At 69.8% G+C, this 18,527-nt stretch carries 17 protein-coding genes; 4 read left to right on the forward strand and 13 right to left on the reverse strand.

What is annotated here, in order from left to right:
* The first annotated feature begins 96 nt into the window (after positions 1-96).
* Both AWB95_RS19275 and AWB95_RS19280 read left to right on the forward strand, forming a co-directional pair.
* The gene (locus AWB95_RS19275; RefSeq protein ID WP_085168566.1) at positions 97-2,418 is read left to right on the forward strand and encodes a DEAD/DEAH box helicase; all 2,322 of its coding nucleotides are present in this window, start codon (positions 97-99) and stop codon (positions 2,416-2,418) included.
* A 230-nt stretch (positions 2,419-2,648) separates the two neighbouring features.
* Complete coding sequence (locus AWB95_RS19280) at positions 2,649-3,665, forward strand: PAS domain-containing protein (RefSeq protein WP_085168527.1); 1,017 nt, start codon at positions 2,649-2,651, stop codon at positions 3,663-3,665.
* Here AWB95_RS19280 and AWB95_RS23870 read toward each other — a convergent pair.
* Genes AWB95_RS23870 through ssd form a run of 7 tightly spaced genes read right to left on the reverse strand, consistent with a single transcriptional unit; the run spans position 3,662 to position 8,152 of the window.
* Positions 3,662-3,973, reverse strand: coding sequence for an Rv3654c family TadE-like protein (locus AWB95_RS23870; RefSeq protein ID WP_238600920.1), 312 nt, complete (start codon positions 3,971-3,973; stop codon positions 3,662-3,664). The genes AWB95_RS19280 and AWB95_RS23870 overlap by 4 nt on opposite strands.
* Before the next feature lie 16 nt (positions 3,974-3,989).
* Positions 3,990-4,277, reverse strand: a complete 288-nt coding sequence (locus AWB95_RS23875) for a TadE family type IV pilus minor pilin (RefSeq protein WP_274520122.1) — start codon at positions 4,275-4,277, stop codon at positions 3,990-3,992.
* Positions 4,278-4,312: 35 nt separating this feature from the next.
* Positions 4,313-4,519, reverse strand: coding sequence for a DUF4244 domain-containing protein (locus AWB95_RS19290; protein WP_062541539.1), 207 nt, complete (start codon positions 4,517-4,519; stop codon positions 4,313-4,315).
* 15 nt (positions 4,520-4,534) lie between these two features.
* Positions 4,535-5,125 carry a type II secretion system F family protein gene (locus AWB95_RS19295; protein WP_180276001.1) on the reverse strand — a complete coding sequence of 197 codons (591 nt, stop codon included), beginning with the start codon at positions 5,123-5,125 and terminating at the stop codon, positions 4,535-4,537.
* Complete coding sequence (locus AWB95_RS19300; protein ID WP_085168529.1) at positions 5,122-5,916, reverse strand: type II secretion system F family protein; 795 nt, start codon at positions 5,914-5,916, stop codon at positions 5,122-5,124. Before AWB95_RS19300 ends, AWB95_RS19295 begins: the two co-directional genes overlap by 4 nt.
* On the reverse strand, positions 5,913-7,076 hold the full coding sequence (locus AWB95_RS19305) for a TadA family conjugal transfer-associated ATPase (protein WP_085168530.1): 1,164 nt from the start codon (positions 7,074-7,076) through the stop codon (positions 5,913-5,915). Before AWB95_RS19305 ends, AWB95_RS19300 begins: the two co-directional genes overlap by 4 nt.
* Positions 7,073-8,152, reverse strand: coding sequence for a septum site-determining protein Ssd (ssd, locus tag AWB95_RS19310; RefSeq protein ID WP_085168531.1), 1,080 nt, complete (start codon positions 8,150-8,152; stop codon positions 7,073-7,075). Before ssd ends, AWB95_RS19305 begins: the two co-directional genes overlap by 4 nt.
* 405 nt (positions 8,153-8,557) lie before the next feature.
* Between ssd and AWB95_RS19315 the strand changes: the two genes are divergently transcribed.
* Positions 8,558-9,415: an HAD-IB family hydrolase gene (locus AWB95_RS19315; protein ID WP_062541389.1), complete on the forward strand. Its 858-nt coding sequence runs from the start codon at positions 8,558-8,560 to the stop codon at positions 9,413-9,415.
* Between the two features lie 435 nt (positions 9,416-9,850).
* Here the strand turns inward: AWB95_RS19315 and AWB95_RS19325 are convergent, their stop codons facing one another.
* From AWB95_RS19325 to AWB95_RS19345, 5 genes are read right to left on the reverse strand one after another with little or no spacing between them, the layout of a single operon-like run.
* On the reverse strand, positions 9,851-10,594 hold the full coding sequence (locus AWB95_RS19325) for an oxidoreductase (RefSeq protein WP_085168532.1): 744 nt from the start codon (positions 10,592-10,594) through the stop codon (positions 9,851-9,853).
* The gene (locus AWB95_RS19330; RefSeq protein ID WP_085168568.1) at positions 10,591-12,240 is read right to left on the reverse strand and encodes a dipeptide ABC transporter ATP-binding protein; all 1,650 of its coding nucleotides are present in this window, start codon (positions 12,238-12,240) and stop codon (positions 10,591-10,593) included. The genes AWB95_RS19325 and AWB95_RS19330 overlap by 4 nt, the downstream gene beginning before the upstream one ends.
* On the reverse strand, positions 12,237-13,094 hold the full coding sequence (locus AWB95_RS19335; RefSeq protein WP_062538409.1) for an ABC transporter permease: 858 nt from the start codon (positions 13,092-13,094) through the stop codon (positions 12,237-12,239). Before AWB95_RS19335 ends, AWB95_RS19330 begins: the two co-directional genes overlap by 4 nt.
* A complete protein-coding gene (locus AWB95_RS19340; RefSeq protein ID WP_062538410.1) occupies positions 13,060-13,986 on the reverse strand; it encodes an ABC transporter permease in 927 nt (308 codons plus the stop codon). The genes AWB95_RS19335 and AWB95_RS19340 overlap by 35 nt, the downstream gene beginning before the upstream one ends.
* A 1-nt stretch (position 13,987) precedes the next feature.
* Entirely contained in the window at positions 13,988-15,583 is a 1,596-nt protein-coding gene (locus AWB95_RS19345) for a peptide ABC transporter substrate-binding protein (protein WP_062538411.1), read from the reverse strand.
* Positions 15,584-15,686: 103 nt separating this feature from the next.
* Between AWB95_RS19345 and acs the strand changes: the two genes are divergently transcribed.
* Positions 15,687-17,645 carry an acetate--CoA ligase gene (gene acs, locus AWB95_RS19350; protein WP_062538416.1) on the forward strand — a complete coding sequence of 653 codons (1,959 nt, stop codon included), beginning with the start codon at positions 15,687-15,689 and terminating at the stop codon, positions 17,643-17,645.
* Here acs and AWB95_RS19355 read toward each other — a convergent pair whose 3' ends face one another.
* Positions 17,646-18,365 (reverse strand): S1 family peptidase, encoded by a 720-nt coding sequence (locus tag AWB95_RS19355; RefSeq protein ID WP_084706900.1) that lies wholly within the window; start codon positions 18,363-18,365, stop codon positions 17,646-17,648.
* Between the last annotated feature and the right edge of the window lie 162 nt (positions 18,366-18,527).

Raw genomic sequence — 18,527 nt, forward strand, 5'->3', positions numbered from 1 at the left:
ACAGAAGCTGCGACCGCACATCAGTCAACCATGTTCGTCGCGTCGACGACAGCCTCCGGTGATCAATTCAGTGAACAATTGCGTTACGAGGTGGATATGGAGGGGTGCCAGGTGACGTTCGGCAGCGAGCTGCTTGCCGTTGCGGTCGCCGGCTGCGGACCGGGCGAGCAGCCCCTGCGGCACGTCGCCGAACTGCCGCCGCGCCCGGGCCGGACACGTCCGTGGCCCGCGTGGGCCGAGCCCGACGTGGTCCGCGCGTTCACCGAGCGCGGCATCGGCGCACCGTGGTCGCACCAGGTCGAGGCCGCCGATCTCGCCCACGACGGCCGCCACGTGGTGATCAGCACCGGAACCGCGTCGGGCAAATCGCTGGCCTACCAGCTTCCAATCCTGTGCGCGCTGGCGACCGATCCGCGGGCCCGGGCGCTGTACCTGTCGCCCACCAAGGCGCTGGGCCACGACCAGCTGCGTGCCGCCCATGCGCTGACCGCGGCGACACCGCGGCTGGCCGACGTCGCACCGACCGCCTACGACGGCGACAGCCCCGCCGAGGTGCGCCGCTTTGCGCGGCAACGCTCTCGGTGGTTGTTCTCCAACCCGGACATGGTGCACCTGTCGATGCTGCGCAACCATGCCCGCTGGGCGGTATTCCTGCGCAACCTTCGATATCTGGTTGTCGACGAATGCCATTACTACCGAGGCGTTTTCGGCTCCAACGTGGCGATGGTGCTGCGCCGGTTGTTGCGCCTGTGCGCCCGCTATTCCGGGGCGCCGACGGTGATCTTCGCCAGTGCGACGACGGCCTCCCCCGGTGCGACGGCCGCCGAGCTGATCGGTCAGCCGGTGGCCGAAATCACCGAGGACAGCTCGCCGCAGGGCGGGCGCACCGTGGCGTTGTGGGAACCGCCCCTGCGCGACGACCTGACCGGCGAGAACGGCGCGCCGGTGCGGCGCTCTGCCGGCGCCGAGGCGGCGCGGGTGATGGCCGACCTGATCGCCGAGGGCGCACGAACTTTGACGTTCGTGCGGTCCCGCCGCGGCGCGGAGCTGACCGCGTTGGGTGCTCGCGCACGCCTGGACGACATTGCTCCGGAGCTGAGCGAGCAGGTGGCGTCGTATCGCGCGGGTTATCTGCCCGAGGACCGCAGCGCGCTCGAACACGCTCTGGCCGACGGGCGGTTACGCGGCCTGGCCACCACCAACGCGCTGGAGTTGGGCATGGACATCGCCGGGCTGGACGCGGTGGTGCTGGCCGGTTTTCCCGGCACAGTCACCTCGTTCTGGCAGCAGGCGGGCCGGTCGGGGCGACGCGGCCAGGGAGCGCTGATCGTGCTGATCGCCCGCGACGACCCACTCGACACGTATCTGGTGCATCACCCGGCGGCGTTGTTGGACAAGCCAATCGAACGGGTGGTGATCGATCCGGCCAACCCGTACATCTTGGGGCCGCAATTGCTCTGCTCCGCAACAGAATTACCGCTCGAAGCGGCCGAGGTCCGGGAGTTGGGCGCCGAGAAGGTCGCCGGCTCGCTGGTAGACGACGGGTTGCTGCGGCGGCGGTCCGGCAAGTACTACCCGGCGCCGGGCGTGGATCCGCACCCCGCGGTGGACATCCGGGGACCGACGGGCGGGCAGATCGCGATCGTCGAAGCCGAGACGGGCCGGTTGCTGGGGACGGCCGGCGTCGGTCAGGCACCGGCTTCGGTACACCAGGGAGCGGTGTACCTGCACCAGGGCGAGAGCTACGTCGTCGACTCGCTGGACTTCGACGCGGGGATGGCGTTCGTGCACGCCGAAGATCCCGGTTACGCGACGTTTGCGCGGGAACTCACCGACATCGCGGTCACCGGACCCGGTGAGCGCACGGCGTTCGGATCGGTCACGCTGGGTCTGGTGCCGGTCACCGTCACCAGCCGGGTCGTCGGCTACCTGCGCCGGCGGCTGTCCGGAGAGGTGATCGACTTCATCGAGCTGGACATGCCGACGCAAACGTTGGCCACCACCGCGGCCATGTACACCGTCACGCCGGAAGCCTTGGAGCGCAACGGGATCGACGCGCCGCAAATCCCGGGATCGCTGCACGCCGCCGAGCATGCCGCGATCGGGCTGCTGCCGCTGGTGGCCAGCTGCGATCGCGGCGACATCGGCGGGCTGTCCACCGCGGTGGGCCCGGAGCCCGAAGGACTGCCCAGCGTGTTCGTCTACGACGGCTATCCGGGCGGGGCCGGCTTCGCCGAGCGCGGCTTCCGGCAGGCCGGCACGTGGCTGGGTGCCACCGCCGCGGCCATCGAGTCGTGCGAATGCACATGGGGATGCCCGTCGTGCGTGCAGTCGCCGAAATGCGGCAGCGGTAATCAACCGCTGGACAAGGCGGGCGCTGTGCGCGTGCTGCGCCTGGTACTCGCGGAACTCGCATGACGACCGACCCCTCGACGGTCGACATGGCGGCGCGATAAACGGCCGGACAACACGAACCGTTCTCAATCCCGGTGGGGCGCAGCAGCAAAATACCCGTCCGGAGCCGTCGTGTGCAACTCGCCGGCCAACGTGTCCTCGTCGCATACGAATTGACAGAAGTCAAACCTTGCTTGATTCGATCGGAGGGCGAACGAGCTAATCCGCACAGGGCCCGTCGGTAAAATCTGGTCATGGCCCGCGACTGGCTGCTGGTGGAAACGCTGGGCAACGAACCGGCGGTGGTGGCGCTCGGTCGTAAGCTCAGAAATCTGGTACCCATCACCGCTTTTCTGCGACGAAACCCCCACCTTGCCGCCATCCGCACCGCGATCGCGGAGTCCGCCCAGACCGGTCAGAGCCTGGTCAGCATCACCCCCAAAAACGGCCGGGTGATCCGCACCGAGCCGGTGCTGATGTCCGACGGCCGAATGCACGGCGTGCATGTCTGGAGCGGACCGCCGAACGTCGAACCGCCCGATCGGCCGATTCCGGGCCCGCTCAAGTGGGACCTGACCCTGGGGGTGGCCACCGACACCCCGCAGTCGCTGGCCAACAACGGCAAGAATCCCGAGGTCGAGGACACCGACGGCCGCGCGTTCGCGGAGAACTGGCCGTCGCGCGAGCTCAAACCCAACGAAAGCAAGGTGCTGGCGTTGGCGGTCAAGCCCGAGCCGGGTCAGACCCTGTGCACCACCTGGGATGCCACCGACTGGCAAGGCAATCCGATCCGGGTCAGTTTCGTCGCGCGTAATGCCATCGAACCGGGTCCCGACGGCCGCGACCACATCGTGGCGCGCGGCATGAACTGGCGCGCCGAGCCGACGGAGCCGACCGACCATCTGGCACAGCGCATCCTGCACGGGCTGGCACAACCGGGAGTTCACCGGGCTCTGCTCGACCTCAACACCTGGACGCTGCTCAAATGGCTCGACGAGCCGTGCCCGTTCTACGACTGGCGGCGCAGCGCGAGAAACGCGCCGCGGGTGCACCCCGACGACGAGCCGCGGCTGGCCGCGATGTCCGCCGAGTTCACCGATGGCGCCGCCGCCACCGCGGTGCTGCGCATGCCCGGCGACGGCGACACCTGGGTTCCGGTGCACGTGACCGTCATCCGGGTGGAGCTCGAAGAGCAGACGTTCGCCGGCTTGGTCTCGGTGCGGCTGCCCACCGGCGCCGAACTCGCCGAAGCGGGGCTGTCGACAGCCTAGCCCGCGGGACCCGCACGGGCGGCGGCCCCCGCGCTGCCCCAGCCGGCCAGCGGGACCGCGACCTTGACGCTGACCACGGCGTCCAGCCCGCGCACGGTGCAGCCGACGTCGTCGGCCCGCATCGCGCGTGCCACCGCCGTTGCCCGCCTGCAGGCGGCGTCGGCGCCCGCGGGCAGGCGCGCGGCGGCGGCCAGCGCGGCCAGATCGGCCGCCGCCTGAGCGCGGTGGCGAGCCACCACGGCCGAGCCCAGATAGGCGCCGCCGACGGTGACCGCCAGCAGCGCGGCGACCATGGCGGCGGCGACCACCGTGGCCGATCCGCGCTCATCGCGGCTCCACTGCCGAGACGCCGGTGCCGGCGATCGCCAGCGCCGGCAGCAGACGTGAACGTGCGGTGACCGTCGCGACCATGAACTCACCGTCCCGACGCACCTGCACCACCGCCCCGTCGGGCGCAACGCCGCGCGCCGCCGCGATCGCCGCGCGTTCGTCGCCGCGCGCGGCGAGCCGGGCGGCCTCGCGGGCGGCATCCACGCACCGCACCTGCATCGACACCGCGGTGATGCCGGCCAGACACTGCACCAGCACCGCGAGAAGCGCGGCGATCCCCAGCGCCGCCTCGACGGTGCTTGCGCCGGCGTCATCGGCTAGACCTTGGTGTTGAGCGCGCGGCCGATGATGTTGGTCAACGCGGTGACGATCGAGTCGCCGGTGACGACCGTGTAGAGGATCGCGCCGAACGCCGCCGCCGCGAGAGTTCCGATCGCGTACTCGACGGTCGACATACCCGACTCGTCGACCGCCAGCAGCGCGACCCGCATCTTGAACGTCTGAAACATGCTGACTAGCTTCATCTTTCCCTTCCTTCATCACCACAGCCCCGACTGCAGCACCTCACCAGCCAGCCCGGCCACCACCGGGACGATGCCCAGGCAGACGAACGCCGGCAGGAAACAGAGGCCCAGCGGGCCGGCGATCAGCACCCCGGCGCGCTCGGCGGCCGCCGACGCGGCGTGGGTGGCTTCCTGGCGGCATTGCCGGGCCAACTCGGCCACGCCGTCGGCCAGCGCGGCGCCGGAGGACGCGGAGCGCCGCGCCAGTCGCAACAGCGCGTCGGTGTGCGGGTCGAGGGCGGCTGGTGGCAGGTCTGGCGGCGCCGCCCAGGCGATCGCCGGGTCGGCGCCCAGGGCCAGCAGGTCGGCGGCGCGACGCAGCACCCCGGCCAGCCGCGGGGGTGCGGACGGGGCGGTGGCGGCCGCGGCGGTCGAGACCGCCATGCCCCCCGCCAGACATGCCGCCAGCACATCGAGGCTCGACGCCACGGCCAGCGGATCGGGGCCCCGCGCCGCTTGCCGTCGGGGCCGTGCCGCGCAGACCGCCGTCCCGGCACGCTTCCGCACCATCGACGGCCCGGCGCCGGTGAGCAGCGCCGCGGCCAACAGCACCGCCGCGGTGCTCATGACGTCACCCGGTCGGTGATGCGGTCCGACCACAACAGGCCCGCACACGCCAGCGTCACCCCGGCGACCAGCAGCCAGCCGCCCGCGTGCCCGCCGAACAGAAAGGCCACCGGTCGCGCGCCGATCGCCTGGCCCAGCAGCACCGACAGCAGCGGCAGGGTCGCAAGAATCGCGGCGGTGGCGCGGGCACCGGCCATCGACGCGGCCACGCCTGCCGAAAAGCGCTGCCGCTCGGCGATGTCGCGCTGCGCCGCCCGCATCAGGGTGGACATCGCCAGCCCATGCTCGCCCGCCAGCTGCCAGCACACCGCCAGCCGCTCCCACTGCACGGCCAGCACCGAGGTCTGTGCTGCGCCGCGCAGACCGGCGGCCACGTCGGCGCCCAGCCGGGCGCGCGCCGCCACTGCGCGGCAGCAATCCGCCACCGGCGCAACGGTTTCGGCCGCAGCGACCTCGAACGCGCGCACCGGATGAGCACCGACCCGCAGTTCACCGACTAGCACGTCGATCGCGGTTTGCAGCGACCGGCTCTCCTCGATGCCGCGACGACGGCGCCGGTGGCGCCGGTAGCGCAGCCCCACCGTCGCGGCCAGCAACGCCGCGGCGAGAACCGTTGTCGGAGGCAACGTCACGGCGACGACAGCCGCGGCACCCACCACCGGGCACACGACGACTGCCCGCGATAAGCGCGGGCCGGGCACCCTGGGCCCCGCCAGCCGTCGCCGCGGCGATGACGGCAACACCACCAGCGCCGCCGCCAACGCCAGAGCAGCCACCGAGAAGCCCGTCACGTCGCGCTCCGCGCGTGCAGCAGCCGGCGTAGCTCGACGATTTCGTCGGTGTGCCCGCGATCGACGTGCCACACGGTGACCGGGCGGACCTGCCCGTGACTGGCACGCAGCACGGCGATTTCGCTGACCCGCCGGCGCCCGGCGCGGTCCCGGGCGACGTGCACCAGCACCTGCACCGCCGCGGCGAGCTGGCTGTGCAGAGCCGTCCGATCCAGCCCGCCCAGCGCGCCCAACGCCTCCAACCGGGCCGGCACTTCGCCCGGATTGTTGGCATGCACGGTGCCGGCGCCCCCGTCGTGACCGGTGTTCAGCGCGGCCAGCAGATCCACCACTTCGGCGCCGCGGACCTCGCCGACCACGATGCGGTCGGGCCGCATCCGCAGCGCCTGCCGAACCAGTTGGCGCACCGTCACCTCGCCGACACCCTCGACGTTGGCGCAGCGGGCGATCAGCTTGACCAGATGTGGGTGCGGGGGCGCCAGCTCGGCGGCGTCCTCCACACAGACGATCCGCTCGTCGGGCGGAACCGCGCCCAGCATGGCGGCCAGCAGGGTCGTTTTGCCGGCGCCTGTTCCCCCGCTGACCAGGAACGCCAGCCGGGCGGCGAGGATGTCGCCGAGCAGGCCGGCGGCTTGCGGCGCGATGGCCCCGGCCGTGGTCAGCGCGGCCAGATCCTGGGTGGCGGGCCGCAGCACCCGCAGCGACAGGCAGGTGCCGCCGGCGGCGATCGGCGGCAGCACGGCGTGCAGCCGTACCGCGAATCCGCCGGTACCCACGCCGCTCAGTTGCCCGTCCACCCACGGCTGCGCGTCGTCGAGGCGGCGACCGGCCGCCAACGCCAGCCGCTGCGCCAGCCGTCGCACCGCGGCGTCGTCCTCGAATCGGATATCGCTGCGCCGCAAGCCGTTGCCGTCGTCGACCCAGACGGCCTCCGGGGCGGTGACCAGCACGTCGGTGGTGCCGTCCGCGCACAGCAACGGCTCGAGGATGCCGGCGCCGGTCAGCTCGGTCTGCAGTGTCCGAAGGCTGCTCAGTACCTCGGTGTCGCCGAGCACTCCGCCGGATTCGGCCCTGATCGCGTCGGCCACCACGGTCGGCCGCAGCGGCGCGGATTCCGCGGCCAGCCGCTCGCGCACCCGGTCGATCAGCGAACCGGTCATGCCGCCTCCGCCACGCGACGGGCCGGCAGCACCGCAAGTACCCGGCGGGCCGCGGCCGCCAGCGCGGATCGCCGCCGCAACCGCAGCCCGCCGTGCTCGAGCTGCTCCGCCAACCGGGGCTCCGGGCGCATCGACGCCAGCAGCGGCACCCCGGCGATGGCGGCGATCTCGGCGGCGCGCAACCCGCCGGGAGACGGCCCGCGCACCACCAGTCCGACGTGGGGATTGATGCCGGCGAGCAGCGGAGTGACCGTCGCGGTGGCCGCGCATGCCTGCACATCGCAAGAGGTGATGACGACGACGAGGTCGGCCGTGTCCAGCGCGCACTGGCTGGCGTCGGTCAACCGGCGCGGCACATCGCACACCACGGTTGCCCCGCCGCGGCGGCCGGCATCGATGATGGCATCGGTGGCGGCGGTGTCGATCTCGTGTGCGCGCCGAGTACCCGAGAGCATGCTGACCCCGCTGCAGCGGGGCAATGCGTCGCGCATCGCCGACCAGCTCAGCCGCCCGCCCTGCAGCGTCAGATCGGGCCACCGCACTCCGGGCGTGGTTTCACCGCCAAGCAGCAGATCGATGCCACCGCCCCACGGATCAAGATCGACCAGCAGCGGCTCGCCAGCCGTCTGCGCGAGCGCGGCCGCGAATACAGAGGCGCCCGCTCCGCCACGTCCGCCGACGACCGCCACGACCTGACCGGCAGCGTTGCCGTCGCGCGCCGACTCGGCGGCATCGGCGAGCTCGCGGACCAGTTCGCCGTCCTGAGCCGGCAACGTCAGGACCTGCTGGGCACCGACGCGGGTGGCGGCCGCCCAGGTCGTCGACGAGGGGTCGGCGGCGGTCAGCACGACGACGTGAGAGCGGCGCGGCAGAGCGCTGCCCGCGCAGCGCAAGGCTGCCGCCTCGTCCAGCAGCACCGCCGCGGCGGCCGACCAACTTTTCCGGCTCACCGGCGAGCCGGCACCGGCGTGAACCACTCGCACACCGACGGCCGCGGCGACACGATCGACCTCGGGACGCAGTGCGGGTTCGGCCAGCACTGCCAAGATGCCGGCGCCGTCCGTTGCGGTCGTCATCCACTCACCGTGCCGGGCCGCGACTGCGCGCGGCCAGGGCCGAACCGGTATCTGTGGATGGACCCGGATCTGTGGACAACGCCGGGCGACGATTCTGGAGAAGTGTTACTGGCGGCGAACTTGCCCGACAAAAGGGACGACCCCCGCCAGGGGGGGAGGAGGCGAGGGTCGTCGTGTATCAGCCCCGGGGGGTCGGGCTGATACACCCTCGGCTCAAAGCCGAGTACTGCTTACTATACACATGACAGCGCTACCTAGCGCAAGTGCCGCTTGCAATAGAAAGCACGACGTCCAACCACGTGGGTGCGGCCCTGTAATGCTATCTGTGACAGGCGAACCGCGGCTGACCGGCCCTTTTGTCCATTAGTCTCGCGGCGCGGCGCTTGACCGCCCTATGCTTGGCCGGTGACCGCCTCCGACTCGGCCGCCGATCAGCAAACATCACCGCAAGCACCCGACCCGGCCGGACCGCACGCCCGCACCGCCGCGTTCTTCGATCTCGACAAGACCATCATCGCCAAGTCCAGCACGCTGGCTTTCAGCAAACCGTTTTTCAACCAGGGCCTGATCAACCGCCGCGCGGTGCTCAAATCCAGCTACGCCCAGTTTCTTTATTTACTGTCCGGCGCCGACCACGATCAGATGGACCGGATGCGCATCCACCTGACCAACATGTGCACCGGTTGGGACGTGGAGCAGGTCCGCTCGATCGTCAACGAGACCCTGCACGACATCGTCACTCCGCTGGTGTTCGCCGAAGCCGCGGACTTGATCGCCGGCCACAAGTTGTGCGGCCGCGACGTCGTGGTGGTGTCGGCCTCCGGCGAGGAGTTGGTGGCGCCGATCGCCCGCGCGCTCGGGGCGACCCATGCGATGGCGACTCGCATGGTCGTCGAGGACGGCAAGTACACCGGGGAGATCGGGTTCTACTGCTACGGCGAGGGCAAGGTGCAGGCCATCCGTGAGCTGGCCGACCGCGAGGGCTATGCGCTCGAGCACTGCTACGCCTATTCCGACTCGATCACCGACCTGCCGATGCTCGAGGCCGTCGGGCACCCGAGCGTGGTGAACCCGGACCGCGCCCTGCGCAGGGAGGCGCTCGCTCGCGGCTGGCCGGTGCTCAGCTTCTCGCGGCCGGTGTCGCTGCGCGACCGGATCCCGGCACCGTCGGGGGCGGCGGTTGCGACGACGGCAGCGGTGGGCGTCAGCGCGCTGGCCGCCGGAGCGGTCACCTACTCGCTGTTGCGCCGCTTCGCGTTCTGACGCTCAGCAAACATCTCGACATCCCTGTTGCAATCTCGTTTCGTGGTTTTCACACATTTGGCCCTTGATGTGATGGGGGTCACGTAGTACAAAGGAGACACGGAAGCCCGGTGAGGCCAAGGTCGATCCGGAAGAGAAGGTTCGATCTCCCGACCCGGGCCCCCAGCACGGTACCCGGCACCCACGCGGAGCCACAGCCGCGAAGATGGCAGAAGTGTTGCGGGCCTGCGTAATTGCGAAGAGCGGACGGCCAGGACGGCCCTTTGGGTGGGGCTATGGTCGAGCGCATCGCAAGATCGCCGAGGCCACCCACGCAGCCCAGAAGTTGCACGCTTGGTAACCGCGGTCCGTGCTAGCGGGCGGCGATCCGAACACCTCGGATCGTCGCCCGCTTCGCATGTCTGGAACCGTCCACGAAAGCGCTCGCTGGCAACGTCATTGGCCGAGGGATTCGGCGATCGACAGCGCTTCGCGCCCGCCGTCCTGCATGGCCTTGCAGCACAATTTCAGCCAGGCCGCGATCCCGTCGGGAGTGCCCGCCGCGAATCCGCGTGCGGCGTCGCGATAGTCGGCGGCGCGGCGCATCCAGGTCACCTCCGGCACGCCGAGTCCGTGCGGGTCCAGTCCGCTGGCGATGGTCACCAGCCGCGACACGGCGCGCGCCACGACGCCGTCGGCGCTGCCGAACGGCGCCAGCGTCAACAGCTCACCGTGCGCGACCGCGGCCACGACCGGCGCGGGCGCCCGGGTGCCGCCGCTCACCAGGTCCGCGAGCAGCTCGAGACGCGGCCCGACGTCGGCGTCGGCGCGGGGCCGGCCTAACCGGTCCTCGTCGACCTGGTCGGCGGCGGCGAGCATGTGCAGTCGGGCCAGCGCCTGCAGCGGCGCCCGCTGCCACACCGCGACGAGGTTGGTCTCGCCGCCTTCCAGCGCCTGCGCCACCCGCAACGCACCGGCGAAGACCGGGTCGCTGGTGGCCGACTCGTCCAGTTGCAGCGGCCCGCCGTCGAGCACCGACGACGCCCGCGCCGCCCGCAGCGCGGCCTCGGCCGCGGTCACCGGCCAGCCACGCAGGTTGGCCCGATGCCGATGCGCCCGCCCCAGCGCGTCGCGGGCAGCCTCGGCGGCGACGGCCACACCGGGCAGCTCCGTCAGCTGGGCCAGCGGGTCAGTGGTCATAGGCCCCGCTCCTCCTCATCGCTTCGCTCTGCATCGTCACGGGGCGCACGGCGTGTCACCCTATGGGTTGCCGGAATCGCCTCCAGCAGCCGGCGGGTGTACTCGTGGCGGGGCGCGGCGAACAGCTGCTCGGTGGGCGCCTGCTCGACGACCCCCCCGTCGCGCATCACCAGGACCTCGTCGGCGATCTGCCGAATCACCGCCAGGTCGTGGCTGATGAACAGATAGGTCAGGCCGAGCGCGGCTTGCAGCTCGGTGAGCAGGTCGAGGATCTGCGCCTGCACGACGACGTCGAGCGCGGACACCGCCTCGTCGCACACCAGGACGTCAGGGCGCAGCGCCAGTGCCCGCGCTATCGCGACCCGCTGGCGTTGACCGCCCGACAGCTCCCCCGGTCGCCGACTCAGCAGCGACGCCGGCAGCGCGACCTGGTCGGCCAGCTCACGCACCGACCGTTGGCGCTGCCGACGGTCACCGATCCGATGGATGCGCAGCGGTTCCTCGATGGCGCGCGACACCGAGTACATCGGGTCCAGGCTGCCGTACGGGTTCTGGAACACCGGCTGTACGCGCCGGCGAAACGCGAACACCGCCCGGCGGTCCAGCGCGGCGATGTCTGAAATAATCAAGCCGTCGAAAACGACGGTGCCCGAGGTCGGCTGCAGCAGGCCGAGCACCATCCGGGCCAGCGTGGACTTGCCCGAACCCGATTCGCCGGCGATCGCCAGCGTGGTGCCGCGCGGCAGCCGGAACGACACCTCGTCGACGGCGCGCATCTCGGTGCGCCGCCACGGCACACCGTGGGACTGCCGATAGATTTTGGTCAGCCCGCTGGCCACTATCACGTCGTCACCGGAAGCTGCGATGTGTGCGGCGGGGGCGCGCAGTGCCGGTGCCGCGGCTACCAGCCGTTTGGTGTAGTCGTGTTGCGGATCGTTCAGAACCGCTTGTGCCGCACCGGTTTCCACCACCGCGCCGCTGTGCATGACGACCAGTCGCTCGGCCCGTTCGGCGGCCAGCGCCAGATCGTGGGTGATCAGCAGCAGCGCGGTGTCCAGTTCAGCAGTGAGACGTTGCAGGTGGTCGAGCACCTGACGTTGCACGGTGACATCGAGTGCGGACGTGGGTTCATCGGCGATAAGCAGCCGCGGCCGGCCGGCCAGGCCGATCGCGATCAGCGCGCGCTGGCACATGCCGCCGGACAGCTGATGTGGATACCGTCGGGCCTGCGTTTCCGGATCACGCATACCGGCATGGGAGAGCAGGTCGACGACATCGACATCGCTGATGTTGTTGACGCGCAACGCTTCGCAAACTTGAAAGCCCACCTTCCACACCGGGTTGAGGTTGGTCATCGGGTCCTGGGGCACGTAGCCGATGCCCGAGCCGCGGATGGCACGCAACGTGCGCTGGTCCGCGGAGGTGATGTCGGCGCCGTCGAACACGATCCGCCCCGCGGTGATCCGCGCGCCGGGCGGCAGCAACCCGAGAACGGCTGCGGCCGTCGTGGACTTCCCCGAGCCCGATTCGCCGACGACAGCGACGGTCTGGCCGCGGTGCACGGTCAGGTCCGCCCTCTGGACCGCTGGGGCGTCGTCGCCGAAGCGGACTTCGAGACCTTCGACACTCAACAAAGGTGGGTTCATGCCCGCCACGCCCGCGACCCCGGATCGAGGGCGTCGCGCAGGACGTCGCCCATCATCATGAACCCCAGCACGGTAATCGCTAGTGCGCCAGCGGGATAGAACAAGATCGGCGAGCCTGCCCGCAGCCGGGTCTGCGCCACGTTGATGTCGCCACCCCACGACACCACCGACGGCGGCAGCCCCACACCGAGGTACGACAACGTCGCCTCGGTGACGATGAACACCCCCAATGCGATGGTCGCCACGGCGATCACCGGGCCGATGGCGTTGGGCACCGCGTGGCGCACCAGGATGCCGAACCTGCCCAGGCCCAACGCTTTTGCCGCCAGGACATAATCGCTGCCCCGCACTTCGAGCACCGCGCCGCGGGCGATCCGGGCGATCTGCGGCCAGCCGAATACCGCCAGGATCGCGATCACCGTCCACACCGTGCGGTGGTGCACGACCTGCATCAGCACAATGGCGGCCAGCAGCAACGGGATAGCGAAGAAGACGTCGGCCACGCGGGAGACCAACGTATCGAGCCAGCCACCGTAGAAGCCGGCCAGCGCCCCCAGCACGCCGCCGACGACGAACACCAGCATGGTGGCACCCAGGCCGACGACGATCGATGCGCGCGCACCGTACACCGTGCGCGCATAGATGTCATGGCCCTGGAGGTCGGTGCCGAACCAGTGCGCCGACGAGGGAGCAAGCAGGCTCTGGTTGGGGTCGGCGTAGCCGGGATCGGCGCCGGTGAACAGCGCCGGGAATGCGGCGACGACGAGCATGAACCCGATAAGCACCGCTGCGACAAGGAATTTCGGCCTGCGCCACAGCTCAGCCATAACGAATCCTGGGATCCAGCGCCGCATACAGCAGATCCACCAGCAGGTTGGTCACCAGGTAGACGACCACAAGTACCGTCACGATCGACACCACCGTCGGCGCCTCCTGGCGGGTGACCGCCTGGTAGAGCACGCCGCCGACGCCGTGGATGTTGAAGATCCCTTCGGTGACGATCGCTCCGCCCATCAGCGCGCCGAGGTCCGCTCCCAGGAAGGTCACCACTGGAATCAGCGAATTACGCAGAATGTGCACCGTCACCACCCGCGGCCGCGACAATCCCTTGGCGGTGGCGGTGCGCACGTAGTCGGCGTGGGCGTTAGCGGCCACCGCGGAACGGGTCAACCGCACCACGTAGGCGAACGACACCGAACCCAGCACGATGCCGGGTAACAGCAGCCGCCCGAACGTCGGCTGGTCGCCGACCGTGACCGCGGCGATGCCCAACCGAACCCCAAAGACGAACTGCGCCAAGAACCCCAGCACGAAGATCGGGACAGCGATGATGGCAAGACTGGCGATCAGCACGCCGGCGTCGAAAATGCCGCCCCGGCGCAGCCCGGCGATCACCCCGAACCCGACGCCTGCCACCGCCTCCACCGCCAGCGCGATCAACGCCAGCCGGATTGTCACCGGAAATGCTTGGGCCAGAACGGTTGTCACCGGCAGGCCGGAGTAGGCGCGGCCCAGGTCGCCGCGCAGGATGCCGCCCAGGTAGTGCAGGTACTGCAGCCAGAACGGGTCGTCGAGGTGGTATTGCACGCGCAGTTGTGCGGCCACCGCGGGACTCAGTGGCCGGTCCCCTCCCAGCGCGGCGATCGGGTCGCCGGGCAACAGGAAGACCATCCCGTAGATCAGCAGCGTGGCGCCGAGGAAGACCGGGACCATGACCGCGATGCGCCGCGCGACATACCAGCCCATCTCAGGCCTTCACGATGTGTTCGTAGTCGGGCAGGCCGTTCCAGGTGAGCACCACGTTGCTGACCGCCGACGATCGCCCGGCCACGGAGACGATGTACCACAGCGGTACGACGGGCATGTCGTGCAACAGGATTCGCTGAGCCTCGTTGGTCAGCGTGTAGGACTGCGCCAGGTTGGGGGCGGCGGCGGCGCGCGCCAGCGCCGCGTCGAAACGCGGGTTGCTGTAGCCGACGTCGTTGGCTCCGGCGCCGGTGACGAACAGGGGTTCCAAGAAGCTGAGCATCGACGGGTAGTCGCCCTGCCAGCCGGCCCGAAACGCCGTGGTGATGCTGCGGCTAGTGATCTGGGTGCGAAAGCCGGCGAAGGTGGGTTGCGGCGCGCCGACCGCGTCGATGCCCAGCACGTTCTTGATGCTGTTGGCCACCGCGTCCACCCACTCCTGATGGCCGCCGTCGGCGTTGTAGCCGATCGCGTACTGGCCGCTCCACGGCGCGATGGCATCGGCCTGTGCCCACAGCCGCCGCGCCCGGTCGGGGTCGAAGTTCAGCGCGTCGTTGCCGACGATGTCGGGGTTGTAGCCGGGCAGCGAGCTGGCGGTGAAATCGCGGGCGGGCTCGCATGTTCCGTTGAAGATCTGCCGGCAGATCTGCGGGCGGTTGATCGCCGCCGCCAGCGCGAGCCGGCGCAGCCGGCCCTCTTCTCCGCCGAAATGCGCCAGCCGCAGCGGGGTGTCAAGCGTGCGGTTGGTCGCGGCGGGGGCGGAGACCGCGCGATCGCCCAGGTCTTTGCGGTAGACCGGCAGCACACTGGGCGGAATACTGTCCAGCACATCGAGATTGGCCGACAGCAGGTCGGCGTAGGCGGTGTCGAGGTTGGCGTAGAGGACGAAACGCAGCCCCTTGTTCCGCGGCACCCGGTTGCCGTGGTATCCGGGGTTGGGCTCCAACTCGATTTTGACATTGTGCAGCCAGGCGTCCCGGTCGGCGAGCCGGTAGGGGCCGTTGCCGATCGGGTGCTGCCCGAACGCCGCCATGTCCTTGAATGCCACCGCCGGCAGCGGATAGAAGGGCGAAAACCCAAGGCGCAGTTCGAAGTCGATGGTCGGCTCGTTGAGCCGGACGGTGAACTGGTGGTCGTCGACAACCCGCAGGCCGGACATGGTGTGGGCGGCGGGCTCGGCGGCCGCGACGTCGTCAAAGCCCGCGATAGGGCTGAACAGGCTTTGCTGCAGTTGAGCATTGGTGGACAGCGCCCCGTAGTTCCAGGCGTCGACGAACGAGTGCGCGGTCACCGGCGAGCCGTCGGAAAACGTCCATCCCGGTTTGAGCGTGATCGTGTAGTTGACGTTGTCGGTGGTCTCGATCGACTGCGCTACTTCCAGCGACGGTGCGCCCTTGGCGTCATACGATGTCAGCCCGGCGAACAGCCGGTCGATGACGCGCCCGCCGTTGGTGTCGTTGGTGTTGGTGGGGATCAGCGGGTTTTGCGGCTCGCCGGCGTTGACGATCACCACGTGCGGGTTGACGGCCGGCCCCGCGCAGCCGGTCAGCGACACGACGATGGCCGCCACCGCCGCGATGACCCGCCTCCGACGCAAGCTGGCCTCCTCCCATAACTGGTCACCGAGACTGTAGTTGGCGCGCGGAATGCCAAGTGGAGACCACGCTAACTACAGGCTCGGCGCGGCCACCGCCGTACTGATTAGGCTCGACACCGTGAGCGAAGCGTCGGCATACCCGCCGCCACCGGAGTTCGTAAAGCAGGCGAACGTCAGCGAGGAGGCATACCGCGAGGCTGAGCAGGACCGGCTGGCGTTCTGGGCCAAGCAGGCCAACCGGTTGTCCTGGGCGACGCCGTTCGCGCAGGTGCTGGACTGGTCGGATGCGCCGTTCGCCAAGTGGTTCGTCGGCGGCAGGCTCAACGTCGCCTACAACTGCGTGGACCGGCACGTCGAGGCCGGCCATGGCGACCGCACTGCCATCTACTGGGAGGGTGAGCCAGTCGACGAGAGCCGTGTCCTGACCTACGCCGACCTGCAAACCGAGGTGTGCAAGGCCGCCAACGCGCTGAGCGGCCTGGGGCTGGTCGCCGGCGACCGAGTCGCTATTTATCTGCCGATGATTCCCGAGGCGCTCATCGCGATGCTGGCCTGTGCGCGGCTGGGCATCATGCACAGCGTCGTGTTCGCCGGTTTCACCGCCAACGCGCTGCGCGCCCGAATCGCCGACGCCGAGGCCAGATTACTGATCACCGCCGACGGGCAGTTCCGCCGCGGCAAGCCGATGCCGCTGAAGGAGGCGGCCGACGAGGCAGTCGGCGACGACAGCCCCGTCGAGCATGTCCTGGTGGTCCGGCGCACCGGAATCGACGTGCCGTGGACCGACGGCCGCGACCTGTGGTGGCACGAAACCGTCGACCCGGCGCCGGCCGAACACACCCCGGAAGCCTTCGACGCCGAACACCCGCTGTTTTTGCTCTACACGTCGGGCACCACCGGCAAGCCCAAGGGCATCATGCACACCAGCGGCGGCTTCCTCACCCAGTCGTCGTTCACCCACTACGGCATCTTCGACATCAAGCCGCAGACCGATGTGTTCTGGTGCACCGCCGACATCGGCTGGGTCACCGGGCACACCTACAGCGTCTACGGGCCGCTGTCCAACGGCGTGACCCAGATTCTTTACGAGGGCACGCCCGCCTCCCCCAGTGAGCACCGCCATTTCGAGGTCATCGAATCCTACGGCGTCACAATCTATTACGCGGCGCCCACGTTGATCCGGACGTTCATGAAGTGGGGCCGAGAGATTCCGGACGCCCACGACCTGTCCAGCCTGCGGTTGCTGGGGTCGGTCGGCGAGCCGATCAATCCGCATGCCTGGCGCTGGTATCGCGACGTCCTCGGTGCCGGCAAGACCCCGGTGGTGGACACCTGGTGGCAGACCGAGACCGGCGCCGCGATGATCTCGCCGCTTCCCGGCGTGGCCGCCGCCAAGCCCGGTTCGGCGATGACCCCGCTGCCCGGCATCTCCGCCAAGATCGTCGACGACGACGGCAACCAACTGACGCCACCGCAAACCGACGAAGGCGAGCATGCCACCGGCTATCTGGTCGTCGATCAGCCCTGGCCGGCCATGCTGCGCGGCATCTGGGGCGACCCGGACCGCTACCGCGAAACGTACTGGTCCAAATTCGCCAAGCAGGGCTGGTATTTCGCCGGCGACAGCGCCCGCTACGACCCCGACGGCGACATCTGGGTGGTCGGCCGCATCGACGACGTGATGAACGTGTCCGGGCATCGGATCTCCACCGCCGAGGTGGAGTCGGCGCTCGTCGGGCATTCCGGGGTGGCCGAGGCCGCGGTCGTCGGGGCCAGCGACGAGACCACCGGACAGGCGATCTGCGCTTTCGTCGTGCTGCAGGCTGATCAGCCGGAGACCCTCGGCGAGGAGATCATCGACGAGCTGCGCGGGCACGTCGCCAAGGAGATCTCGCCGATCGCCCGGCCGCGAGAGCTGCACGTGGTACCCGAGCTGCCGAAGACCCGCAGCGGCAAGATCATGCGCCGGCTGCTGCGCGACATCGCCGAGAACCGGGAACTGGGCGACACCTCGACGCTGCTGGACCCAGGCGTGTTCGACGCGATCCGCGCGGCTAAGTGATCAAGTAGCCGGGTTGGCCGAGACCGGGACGAACCCGGCGCCCGGGCGGCCCTTGGCGGCGAGGTCGGCCAGCACCGCGTTGATCGACACCACTGTCGCCGGCGTGTGCAGCGGGATGTATTTGGTGACGCAGGTCGGCAGGTTTTCGCTCCACGCGCCGTGGATCATCCCGACCAGCAGGTTGTCGACGACGACAGGCCCGCCCGAGTCGCCCTGCTGGCCGCACACTTGCATCACGAGGGTGCCCGGATCTTGGCCCGGCCCGAAGACGACGCCGCAGGAGTTGCCGGTGGTGCGGCCCTGCTTGCAGGCGATCTGACCAGGGGCCGGATCAGGGCCGATCCCGTCGATCGCGAAGCCGTCGAAGTTGGGCACCGGTGTCACCTTGGCCGGGTCGAACCGGATCACCGCGTAGTCGAGGCTGTCGTTGCCGGCGACCATCGTGCCCACGATGCCGCGGTTCTGCGCCGCCTCGGCGGCCACCTGAGCGCCCGGTCCGCCGCAGTGCGCGGACGTGAAGCCGACCAGTGCGCCGGTGTTGTCGTTGCCGATGCTGGTCAACGTGCACATCGTGTCGCCGTCGATGACGATGCCCGCGCCGCCGCCCATGGGAACCCTGTCGTCGGCTGCGGCGGTGATGCGCGGACCAGCGACGGCAAACAGCGAGGCCATCGCTAATGCCGCAACAACACGGAACAGCCGGCAGTGCGTGGTCTGCAAAGAGTTACTCCCGTCAACGACTCCGGCTATGAGACCCGGCTGGGTCAGTCTAGCGGCGATCGCGACCTCGGCGTAGCCGAGTGCAGCGGGTCGACGCTGAATCTCACGTGACCGCCGGTCCTCGGTTGGCCTCGTCTGCAATCGGTGCCCATGGCAACATGA

The sequence above is a fragment of the Mycobacterium celatum genome (assembly GCF_002101595.1).
GTDB classification, from domain to species: domain Bacteria; phylum Actinomycetota; class Actinomycetes; order Mycobacteriales; family Mycobacteriaceae; genus Mycobacterium; species Mycobacterium celatum.

What these genes read in the sequence shown, in the direction of transcription:
- AWB95_RS19275 (WP_085168566.1), top strand. Translation starts at nt 97, where the DNA reads ATGGAGGGGTGCCAGGTGACGTTCGGCAGCGAGCTGCTTGCCGTTGCG.
- AWB95_RS19280 (WP_085168527.1), top strand. Translation starts at nt 2,649, where the DNA reads ATGGCCCGCGACTGGCTGCTGGTGGAAACGCTGGGCAACGAACCGGCG.
- AWB95_RS19290 (WP_062541539.1), bottom strand. Translation starts at nt 4,519, where the DNA reads ATGAAGCTAGTCAGCATGTTTCAGACGTTCAAGATGCGGGTCGCGCTG.
- AWB95_RS19295 (WP_180276001.1), bottom strand. Translation starts at nt 5,125, where the DNA reads ATGAGCACCGCGGCGGTGCTGTTGGCCGCGGCGCTGCTCACCGGCGCC.
- AWB95_RS19305 (WP_085168530.1), bottom strand. Translation starts at nt 7,076, where the DNA reads ATGACCGGTTCGCTGATCGACCGGGTGCGCGAGCGGCTGGCCGCGGAA.
- ssd (WP_085168531.1), bottom strand. Translation starts at nt 8,152, where the DNA reads ATGACGACCGCAACGGACGGCGCCGGCATCTTGGCAGTGCTGGCCGAA.
- AWB95_RS19325 (WP_085168532.1), bottom strand. Translation starts at nt 10,594, where the DNA reads ATGACCACTGACCCGCTGGCCCAGCTGACGGAGCTGCCCGGTGTGGCC.
- AWB95_RS19330 (WP_085168568.1), bottom strand. Translation starts at nt 12,240, where the DNA reads ATGAACCCACCTTTGTTGAGTGTCGAAGGTCTCGAAGTCCGCTTCGGC.
- AWB95_RS19335 (WP_062538409.1), bottom strand. Translation starts at nt 13,094, where the DNA reads ATGCGGCGCTGGATCCCAGGATTCGTTATGGCTGAGCTGTGGCGCAGG.
- AWB95_RS19340 (WP_062538410.1), bottom strand. Translation starts at nt 13,986, where the DNA reads ATGGGCTGGTATGTCGCGCGGCGCATCGCGGTCATGGTCCCGGTCTTC.